This window comes from Deinococcus misasensis DSM 22328 (assembly GCF_000745915.1).
Taxonomy (GTDB): Bacteria; Deinococcota; Deinococci; order Deinococcales; family Deinococcaceae; genus Deinococcus_C; species Deinococcus_C misasensis.
Window position 1 is genome coordinate 176102 of record NZ_KN050781.1, and the last position, 10373, is coordinate 186474.

Here is a 10373-nt window from a genome sequence, read left to right on the forward strand (position 1 = left end):
TCTGCAAAGTTTTTGTTACTGTGGTTCCATGCAACGCTGGCTCACGTACCAGAAAGAGCGGTTTCCGCTGCTGGCACATTTTCCTCTGGTCTTGCTCACCAGTTGGTGTGTGCTGTCTTTCGCCAGTCCAGAGCCTGTGAAAATCGGCACCCTTTTGCTGGTGACCCTCCTGATTCTGGGTTTGTTCTTTCAACTGCGGGTTTTCGACGAATTCAAAGATTACGAGGAGGACAAAACCTACCGCCCTTACCGCGCCGTGCCCAGAGGCCTGATCACCCTGCGTGAACTCCGCAATGTGGGACTTTTCGTGGCCGGGTTCCAACTGACCGCCACCTACTCTTGGAATTACCCCTCACTGACTTTGCTTCTGGTTTGCTGGATTTACATGGTCCTGATGGGCAAGGAATTCTTCAATCCAGAGTGGCTGAAAAAACAGCCTTTGCTGTACATGCTCTCCCACCTGCCCATTGTGGCCCTGATTCAGATGTATGCCGCCAGTTTTGTGTGGGATCTGGATTTTCCACCTGCCACCTGGGTGCTGGCTCTGGTCAGCCTGTCCGGTGGGGCTTTGCTGGAATATGGCCGCAAAATCCGACCTCCTGAGAAAGAAGAACATGGGGTGCAAACCTACAGCGCCCTCTGGGGCATTCCCAGAGCCCTGATGACGTGGTTTCTGGCCGGAAGCTTTGGGGTGTTCGCTCTGGGTTTCGCTGGAGGTGGATGGTGGGTTTTGTCGGTGTTTTACGGTCTGATGTTCCCTTACGCCCTGATTTCGGCCCTGAGGAAATCTGCCCTCTGGCTCAAATTCGTTGAACTGTTCAGTGCCATCTGGATTGTGCTGATGTATCTGGCGCTTGCGAGGTTTCCATGATTGTGAATGCTGCCGAAGCCCTGTCTTTTCCCGTGGGCGGCAAAGCCCGAGCCCTTGCGCGTCTTGGACAGGCATTTGAGATCCCCGGATGGTTTGTCATCACCCCGGACGCTTTTGAAGCCCTCTCAGAACAGGACCGCCAGAAGGTGGCTCTGGGAGACTTTGCAGGCATCATCCTTCCAGAGCCCCTTTTGACCCTTCTGGGCCGTCAGTTGCAAAGCTTGCAGGGAGGGTTGTGGGCGGTGCGTTCCAGCGCTCTGGACGAGGACGGAGCGCAAGCTTCTTTTGCAGGCCAGTTCGATTCTTTTCTGAACGTGCCCACCCCTGAAGTGGCCGCCCATGTGCTGAAGGTGTGGCACTCGGGATTTGCCTCCAGAAGCGAAGCCTACCGCAAAGAGCGGGGCATGGAAACCGGCCAGAGGGTCCCTGCGGTGCTGGTCCAGAAGATGGTCCAGTCGGAGGTTGCAGGGGTGTGCTTCAGTGCCGATCCAGTGACTTCAGACCGCACCAGATGCGTGATCTCTGCCATTCAGGGCCTCGGAGACAGGCTGGTGTCCGGCGAGGAGGACGGCGAAACCTATCAGGTGCTGGACAGTGGCACCCTCGAAAAGCCCTCCCCTGCCCTGCTGACCGATGCACAGGCCAGAGAGGTTGCTGCTCTGGCCAGAGGCTGTGAGCGGTTTTTTGGTCTTCCTCAGGACATCGAGTGGGCCATCGAAAAAGGCAAGCTGTACCTGCTGCAATCCCGGCCCATCACCACGCTGGAAGAGGTGACGTGGTGGGACAACAGCAACATCATCGAAAGCTACAGTGGGGTCACCACGCCCCTGACTTTTTCGTTTGCCTCCCGCGCTTACCGCACGGTGTACCGTCATTTTGTTCGGATGCTGGGGGTTTCGGACAGCAAAATCCAGCAGAACGGTCACGTTTTTGATGTGATGATCGGTCTGGTGCAGGGAAGGATTTACTACAACCTCTCGAACTGGTATCACGTGCTCGGGATGTTGCCGGGGTTCAGCATCAACCGCAAGTTCATGGAGCAAATGATGGGGGTCAGCGACGGCATGCCCCCAGAGTTGAAAGTGCAGACCTCCAGTGGGGCTTTGCAGGACGCCTTTGACTTGAGCCGAACCGTGACGGGCCTGATCTGGAATTTCAACACCCTGCCCGGCTCCAGAGCCCGGTTTTATGCCCGCCTGAAAAAGCACCTCGGGGTCAGAAAAAACCTGTCTGCCATGAGTTTCGGGCAACTGGCAGACCATTACCGCAAACTGGAGGCAGAATTGCTGAACCGCTGGGACGCCCCCCTCACCAATGACTTTTTTGCAATGGTGTTTTACGGGGTGCTCAGGCAGTTGTGCAGCAAATGGCTTTCGGATGCCGGGGCTTTGCAGAACGATCTGGTGTCCGCAGAAGGCCAGATGATTTCAGCGGTGCCAGCCCAGAGACTGGAAGAACTGGCTGTCCTGCTGAGGGGCAATCCAGAGTTGCTGGACACTTTCCAGCATGGCACCAGAAACGACATCCTGACCGCCCTGAAAGCCCATCCCAACATCCACCGCCTGTTCCATGCCTACCTGCAAGAATTCGGCGAACGCTGTCTGGACGAACTGAAACTGGAAAGCCTGACTTTGCAAGATGAACCCGAGGTCTTGGCCCGCATGGTGGCCCGTCTGGCCCTCACCCCTCCGGTCCACCACGATGCCCGAGCCCGCAGGGACCACGCCGAGGAGGTCGCCAGAGACCAACTCTCAGGCTGGAAAGAGCGGGTGTTCTTCTGGGTCCTGAAACATGCCCGTGAGTGCGTGCGTGAACGGGAAAACATGCGTTTTGAGCGCACCCGGGTTTTTGGTGAGGCCCGCAAGATTTTCCGCAACATGGGCCAGCAACTGACCCGCATGAACCTGCTGGACGACCCGGAAGATGTGTTCCACCTGACCGTGGACGAAGTGCTCGGGTACGCCGAAGGGACCGCCTTCACCCAGAATTTGCGTGAACTGGTCCGCATTCGCAAAGCCGAATTCAAAGCCTTTCAGGACCTGCCCGCCCTGCCCCGCCGTTTCCGGGCTGCAGGCAGCGTGTACCGCCAGAGCATCCAGCAGCAAAGCAGCGCTGGGCTGTCTGGTACAGAGCGTCAGGGCATTCCGTGCTCTCCGGGCGTGGTGCGGGGCACCGTCAAGGTGGTTCGGGACCCCCGAACCGTGCAGCTTTCTGAGCCCACCATTCTGGTTGCAGAGCGCACCGATCCCGGCTGGATCATCGTTTTGCCTCTGGCCAGAGCCCTGATTGTGGAACGTGGCAGCCTGCTGTCCCACTCTGCGATTGTCTCTCGGGAACTGGGAATTCCGGGCATCGTGTCGGTACCAGAGGTCACCCACTGGCTTCAGGATGGGGATGAGGTGGAACTGGACGGTTCCACGGGCATCGTGCGCCTGATCCAGAAGGCCTCCCATGCCCACCCCCTTCAGGAGCAACCATGAGCCACATTGCCTCAAAAGCCCGTTTTGATTTCATCCGGTATGCACAGGTCTGGGAAGATGCCGATGTGCTGCTGGAAGCCCTGAAACCCCTGTCTGGAGGCCGTTTTGTTTCGGTGTGTTCGGCCGGAGACAACGCCCTGTCCCTGCTCACCCTGAACCCCGAGAAAGTGGTGGCTCTGGACCTCAGCGAAGTGCAGACCTTCTGTCTGGATTTCCGCATCGCAGCCCTGAAAACCCTGTCTTACGACCAGTTGCTGGAAATCATGGGGTCGGTCCCTTCGGAGCGCCGTCTGGGGCTCTACACCAAAATGCGCAAAGCCCTGTCGCCCCGCTCAAGGACCTTCTGGGATTTGCAGGAGCACATTTTGCGGGCCGGGGTGGGCTCTGGAGGCAAATTCGAAAAATACTTTGCCACCTTCCGCAAACTCTTGCTGCCAATGCTGCTCTCTGGCTACGACATCCGGCAACTCTTGAGTCCCAAAAACCGCAAAGGCCGCGAAGTCTTTTATGAAACCCGTTTCCTGAACTGGCGCTTCAAAGCCCTGATGCGCTTTTTCTTCTCCAAGACCGTGATGGGCAAACTGGGCCGCGACCCCGAGTTCTTCGCTTTTGCAGAAGGAAGCCTCAGTGACAACGTGATGCAGCGCACGCGGCACGCTCTGGTGGAACTGGACCCCTCAGAAAACCCTTACCTGCACTGGATTTTGCTGGGTCGCCACGACCAGACCCTCCCCTTCTGGTTGCGCAAAGAGAACTGGGAGGTGATCCGGGACCGTCTGGACCGCCTGCACTTTGAAGTGTGCAGCCTTGAGACCTTCGTGCAGCGCGAAGAAGGGCTGTGGGACGGCTTCAACCTCAGCGATGTCTTTGAATACATGCCTCAGGAAACCAGCGACCGCCTGCTTTCCGATCTGGCAGCGCACACCCGCTCTGGAGGCCGACTGGTCTACTGGAACATGATGGTCCCCAGAGACGGCAGCAACCTGCCCCACCTGCTGAAACCCCTCCCAGAGCTTTCCGAAGCCTTACACGCACAGGACAAAGCCTTCTTCTATTCGCGTTTTGTGGTGGAGGAGCGTGTCTAACGTCCCACTGGTCCTGCTGATGCTGGTGGGGTGCATGCTGCTGCTCAAATTCTGGCAGGGGCGGTTCAAACCCCATCCAGAACTCGCCCGCAAAATGATGCACATCGCCACTGGACTGGTGGCCCTGACGTTTCCTTTCCTGCTGCAAGACAAAATGGCGGTGTGGTTGGCCTGTTCTCTGGCCATCTTCATGCTGTTGCTGCAAAAATACTTCAAGCCCCTCAAGAGTCTGGGCAGTGTCCTGAACAGCGTTGAGCGGGTGTCACTGGGCGACATCTATTTCCTGATCAGCATCGGTCTGATTTACCACCTGACCCCAGAGCCGATCTATTTCACCATTCCGATTCTGGTCCTGACCCTCGCAGACGCTCTGGCCGCCCTGATTGGCGTCAGGTACGGACAGACCAAGTATTTTGTTTCACAGGACCAGAAAAGCCTCGAAGGCAGCGCTGCGTTTTTCATGGTGGCCTTCCTGAGCACCCACATTCCGCTGTTGCTCTCGGGGATCACTGGACGGTTGGAATCCATTCTGATTGCCGTGCTGGTCGGTCTGGTGGTGATGGTCATTGAAGCCATCTCATGGGAGGGCCTCGACAACCTGTTCATTCCGTATGGCACCTTGGTGGTCCTCAGGGGCCATGTGGACGACACCCCCCTTGCAATGGTGTACGACCTGCTCGGGCTTGTGGGCATTGCCCTGATCACCATTTTGCTGCGCCACAAAACCCGCATGGACCACGGCGGTCTGATGGCCGCCATCCTGATGGGGTTCATCCTGTACAGCATTGCAGGCATCCAGTGGGTGGTGGCCCCTGCCATTTTGCTGCTCTGCTACATCGTGCTCCGCAAACCCCTGAGTCTGGGCAAAACCTCTGTGAAAAATGTGGCGGTGGTGTGCATTCCGCCCACCATCTGGATGCTGATCAGCATTTACGGCGAGCAACCCCTGTTTTACGTGTACAGCCTGTCCATCGCCACACAGGCCGCAGCCATGAGCGGGCGCACCCTTCCAGAGATGAAACAGGTCTGGCTGTCTTTGCCGATCCTGATCGTGCTGTTTTACTTGCCTTACGGGGTGTTCTCGGGGGAATTTGACCCACTCAAAATGGCAGTCTTTGCAGCAGCATGCACCATTCCAGCGGTGTTCTCTTTTCGCATGAGCAAACGAAGCGTGGAGTACCACAGCGCTTTCGCTGCCTTTTCTTCCCTTCTGGGACTGGTGATCCTATGACCCTGCACACCCAACCCACCCTGCCCGAGCATCCCGACCTGCCCAAAGCCTCTCCTGCACCTGCCCCCATCCTCACTTTTGGTTTTGAGGAGGAGGGGCAAATCACCGCCAGAGTGGGCCTCTGGGATGGAGGGGTCCTCGGGCATTTTGACGCCCTGAACGAGACTGGAGCACTGGCGGTTTTGCAGGCTGCCCTGCAAGAAGCACGTTCCAGAGGCCACCCGAGGGTGGTGGGTCCCATGAATGCAAGCACGTGGTTCAAGTACCGTCTGGTGTCGGATTTTGGCACCCACAGCCCCTTTTTTGGCGAGGTGTGGCACCCAGCCCCATATCTGGAGTGGTTTCACAAAGCAGGATTTCAGGAAGGCTGGCACTACCATTCCAGTCTGGCCCCAAGCGAGGCGCAAGATCCACGCTTTTCTGAGCTGCAGCAGCGGTTTCAGGACCTCGGGATCAACGTTCGAGGGGTGGTTCCAGAGAAACTGGAACAGGACATCTCCAGCATCCATGCCCTGAGCCAAAAAGCTTTTCAGGACAATCCCTTCTTCTCACCTTTGCCCGAGGCCGTGTTCCGTTCCCTGTACCTGCCGGTGTTTCAGCAGTTGCCCACCCGTTTCATCTTTCTGGCCGAGCATGACCAGCAGTTGGTGGGGTACCTGCTCGCTTACCCGGACCCCCTGAATCCCACCAGGGTCATTGCCAAAACCATCGCCACCCAACCCGAGCGCAGGTACGCCGGACTCGGGCGGTACCTGACTGGATTTTTGCATCAGGAGGTGCACCGGGCCGGAATTCCACAGGTGATCCACGCCCTGATGCACGACAGCAACAGCTCCAGAAGCCTGAGCCGGGTGTTCCAGAGTGAAACCATGCGCAAATACGTCCTGCTGAAAGCAGAATTCTGAAAGACTTCAGGATGTAGACTCAGGGCATCCTGAAGATTGTGTGCCATTTCACGCTTTCCCTTTTCTGAAACCTGAGGAGCATCTGCATGCAGCCCCACAAAGACAATCCCATCGAACAACACCGTGTACATCGGCTGCAAGCGTATTCAATTCTGGACACCCCCAGAGAAGCTGAATTTGACCAGTTGCTCGACGATCTGGTGTTCATCATGGAAGCCGACGGGGCTTACCTGAGCTTCATGGATGGACAACGGCAATGGTTCAAATCTGCCGTGGGCATGAATTGGACAGAAATTCCCATCCAGCAGGCCCTGTGCAGCAGCACCCTGCACACCCACACCCCCCTGATGGTCTTTGATGTGCACCAAGATTGCACGTATTCCCATTCTCCTCTGGTGCAGCAAGCACCCCACATCAAAGCGTTTCTGGCCTTGCCCCTGAGGGCCACAGATGGAACAGGCATCGGGACGCTCTGCGTGTTCAGCCAGCAACCCCGCATCTGGACCGTGAGGGACACCGAAATTTTGCGCCGTTACACCAGCAAAACCATGCACCTGCTGGAAAAACGCCTGCAAGGTCCCTCCCTCTCCGAAGAAATGAACGCCATCATGCAGTACGGCAGCGACGGTCTGATCCTGCTGGACAGCACCGAACACATTCTGGATTTCAACCCTCTGGCCCAGAGCATCACCGGACTCCAGTGGGTCAAGGGCGAGGAGTTCAGCACCAGCCTTTTCCTGCACGACGATTCCATTCCGGAAATCCACAAAGGCAACGTGTTCATGCGCTGGGACGGGCAGGTGTGGTTCAAGGTGACAGCAGCCCCTCTGGACCGTCAGGACGGCATCCTGCTGATCATCGAAGACGTGACCCACCACCTGCAACACCAGTTTGGACTGGAAGCGAAAGTCTATCAGGAGCAAACCCGAGAAGAAGGGGAAAAGAACGCCCTGTACGAATACCTGCAAGGGCGCATCCAAGACCACAACTGCTCGGTGGTCTACCTCGATCTGGATGATTTTCGCAGCATCAACGACCAGCACGGCTTTCAGGCCGGAGACACCCTCCTCAGGCAGGTGGCCATCCGCCTGAGGCAATCTTTGCGGGGCAACGACCGGGTGTATCGCCTTTCCAGAGACGAATTCATTCTGGTGCTGGCCGGAGACCTTGACCCGGACATCCTTGCCATGATCGCAAGTCGGGTGCAGCACAACCTGCAAAAGCCTTTTCAGTTGGATTTTCAGGAGGTGAGGATCACCGCCAGTCTGGGACTGACCTCCACAGCACCTTCAGAGCATGTGGATGCCGTGCTGCAAAGGGCAGAATCCCTCATGCAGCAAAGCAAACAGCAAGGGAAAGGGCAGTTCTGTGTGGGTGTGACACCGGAGTGAAGCTCTGGATCACTTGCCCACGCAGAAATTGCGGAAAATCTGGTCGATGACCTCCTCGGAGACATTCTTGCCGCTCAGTTCGGCCAGATGCCCGAGGGCCAATTCGATTTCGTAACTGGCCAGTTCATCTGGAAGGGTCAAGGCATTGTGAACGTGCTCCAGCGCAAACGTCACGGCCTGCACCTGACGCTCACTGGACAGCCAGACCTCATTGCGGGAGGGGTCACCCAGCAGCTTTTCACGCAAAATTTCACGCAAAGCAGGCAAACCTGATCCGGTCACCGCAGACACCTGCAAATAACGGTCATCGTGCCACACCTGCCCGAGGTCGATTTTGGTCTGGAGGCGCACCAGACGGTCCTCAGGGACATTCACCTCAAGGGCTTCTCTGGGCTGCGATGCATCTTCAAGAAGCAGCACCAGATCGGCGTTCTCCCCGAGTTGCAACGCACGCTCCACGCCTGCTGCCTCGATGACATCCTCGGTTTCACGCACCCCTGCGGTGTCAATCAAGGTGATGGGCACCCCCACCAGTTCCATGTGCGCCTCCAGGTAATCGCGGGTGGTTCCGGCAATGGGGGTCACGATGCTGCGCTCATAACCCAGCAAAGCATTGAGCAAACTGCTTTTACCAGCATTAGGACGACCCAGCAAAGCCAGACGCGCACCCTGCTGGGCCATTTTGCCAGCACGGGCGGTGTCCAACAGGTGCTGCAAATCCTGCTGCACTTCCTGCAAGGGGATGATACGGTCCTCCTCTGGAACGCCTTCCTCTGGATAGTCCAGCATGGCCTGAATGGCGCTCATGGTGCGAACCAGTTTGAAGGACATCTCATCCATGCGTTTGCTGAGCGCACCCTGCAACCCGAGCGTCGCCTGACGGCGTGCGGTGTCGGTCTGGGCGTGGATCAGGGCATTGACAGCCTCAGCCTGATTGAGGTCCATGCGGCCTTCCAGAAACGCCCGCAAGGTGAATTCTCCGGGCTGTGCCAGACGCGCCCCGAGTTCCACACAGCGGGTCAACACCGAGCCCAGCACACTGACCGAACCGTGGGTCTGGAATTCCACCACATCTTCCCCTGTGTAAGAGTGTGGCCCCCTGAACACCAGCACGACCCCCTCGTCGATGGTTTCGCCAGAGTCATCCACAAAACGGCCATACAGGAAACGCCCCCCTCTGGTTTTCGAAGGGGTCTTTTTCCCTTCAAACAACTGGTCGGCAATGGGCAGGGCTCTGGGTCCCGAGATCCGCACGATCCCGATGGCCCCTTCGCCCTGCGCGGTGGAAATGGCTGCGATGGTGTCGGCTCGAATCATGCCTAGCAGTATACAGGCGAGGGCTTCGCTTTTTGCCGAGGGCCGAGAGCCGAGAGCCAAGAGCACGATGTCCTAAAGGATGAAAACCCTCAGACCAAAACCTGTAGGGGTGCAGCGTGCAAGTTCACCAATGCGCGGTGAACTGTTCTGCACAAGAAGCGTGCTGCGACCTCCTGAACGCTTAAACAAAAGCATCTGTAGCACTCAGCACTCGGCAAATCCTCATCCCTGCAAAATGGGGCCCAGATCCTGCCACACATACCCGAGCACCGGCAGGTCATGTCCGAACCAGCGCATGCTGTTTTCGGCGGTGTGGACCCCTCCCATGTGTTCATAAAAACCGATGGTGGGGTTGTCCTTCAGGACCCAGAGGCCCATGGTGGTTGCTCCAGCGTCTTGCAAATGCTGGACAGCAGCGGTCATCAATTGACGGCCTGCACCTTTGCCCTGATGTGCTTTCAAGAGGTAAATGGATTCCAGTTCAGAGTCCGTGCCCAGCGTGGTTTCTGGATGGGGCATGGCTCTGGCAAAGCCCACCACTTGCCCTTCGTGTTCAAGGACCAGCACATGTTTGCTGCCCTGCTCCATGTACCGCTGCCACTGGGCCAGACGGCGTTCCAGGGTCAGTTGGGAGAGGACTTCCTCGGGAATCCGTCCGGTGTAGGTTTCCACCCAGCTCTGGGTGTGGACATGGGCAATGGCAGGAACATCCTCTGGAGTGGCATTTCGAATCAAATTTTTCATGCAAGAATTATACCTGGAACAGCGTTTGGCGACTCTGCTGCAACAAAAGCAGAAGGCATACACTGCAATCAGGCTCTAACATAAGCTTTTCTGCCTTCTGCCTTCTGCCTTCTGCCTTCTGCCTTCTGCCTTCTGCCTTCTGCCTTCTGCCTTCTGCCTTCTGCCTTCTGGCGCTCAAGAAGACCGTTTCCACTTCCCTTTCTGTGCTCCGGGCCGGACCTGTTTGGTTTTCACCTCGCCCGAGTCGAAACGCAGCATCACGGCCACCCTTGAGCGGCTGAGGATCTGGTGTGGGTTTTTTGGAACGTAAGCCGTCACCACGTCAATCCAGTGGTCTTTGTGGTGGAAG

Annotated in this window: 8 protein-coding genes; 6 read left to right on the plus strand and 2 right to left on the minus strand. The window is 57.3% G+C overall.

What is annotated here, in order from left to right; translation table 11 throughout:
• Positions 1–28 precede the first annotated feature (28 nt).
• From Q371_RS24220 to Q371_RS24245, 6 genes are all read left to right on the plus strand, one after another.
• Positions 29–871, plus strand: coding sequence for a UbiA family prenyltransferase (locus tag Q371_RS24220; protein ID WP_169743922.1), 843 nt, complete (start codon positions 29–31; stop codon positions 869–871).
• A complete protein-coding gene (locus tag Q371_RS24225) occupies positions 868–3351 on the plus strand; it encodes a PEP/pyruvate-binding domain-containing protein (protein ID WP_051965198.1) in 2484 nt (827 codons plus the stop codon). Before Q371_RS24220 ends, Q371_RS24225 begins: the two co-directional genes overlap by 4 nt.
• Complete coding sequence (locus Q371_RS24230) at positions 3348–4436, plus strand: DUF3419 family protein (protein ID WP_034345873.1); 1089 nt, start codon at positions 3348–3350, stop codon at positions 4434–4436. Before Q371_RS24225 ends, Q371_RS24230 begins: the two co-directional genes overlap by 4 nt.
• Entirely contained in the window at positions 4429–5667 is a 1239-nt protein-coding gene (locus tag Q371_RS24235; RefSeq protein WP_157442930.1) for a diacylglycerol/polyprenol kinase family protein, read from the plus strand. Before Q371_RS24230 ends, Q371_RS24235 begins: the two co-directional genes overlap by 8 nt.
• Positions 5664–6572, plus strand: a complete 909-nt coding sequence (locus Q371_RS24240) for a GNAT family N-acetyltransferase (protein ID WP_034345879.1) — start codon at positions 5664–5666, stop codon at positions 6570–6572. The genes Q371_RS24235 and Q371_RS24240 overlap by 4 nt, the downstream gene beginning before the upstream one ends.
• An 86-nt stretch (positions 6573–6658) precedes the next feature.
• On the plus strand, positions 6659–7963 hold the full coding sequence (locus tag Q371_RS24245; protein ID WP_034345882.1) for a sensor domain-containing diguanylate cyclase: 1305 nt from the start codon (positions 6659–6661) through the stop codon (positions 7961–7963).
• Between the two features lie 9 nt (positions 7964–7972).
• On the opposite strand, the gene mnmE is transcribed toward Q371_RS24245, so the two are convergent.
• Entirely contained in the window at positions 7973–9280 is a 1308-nt protein-coding gene (gene mnmE, locus Q371_RS24250; protein ID WP_034345885.1) for a tRNA uridine-5-carboxymethylaminomethyl(34) synthesis GTPase MnmE, read from the minus strand.
• A gap of 222 nt (positions 9281–9502) precedes the next feature.
• The gene (locus Q371_RS24255) at positions 9503–10024 is read right to left on the minus strand and encodes a GNAT family N-acetyltransferase (RefSeq protein WP_051965200.1); all 522 of its coding nucleotides are present in this window, start codon (positions 10022–10024) and stop codon (positions 9503–9505) included.
• Positions 10025–10373: the final 349 nt, after the last annotated feature.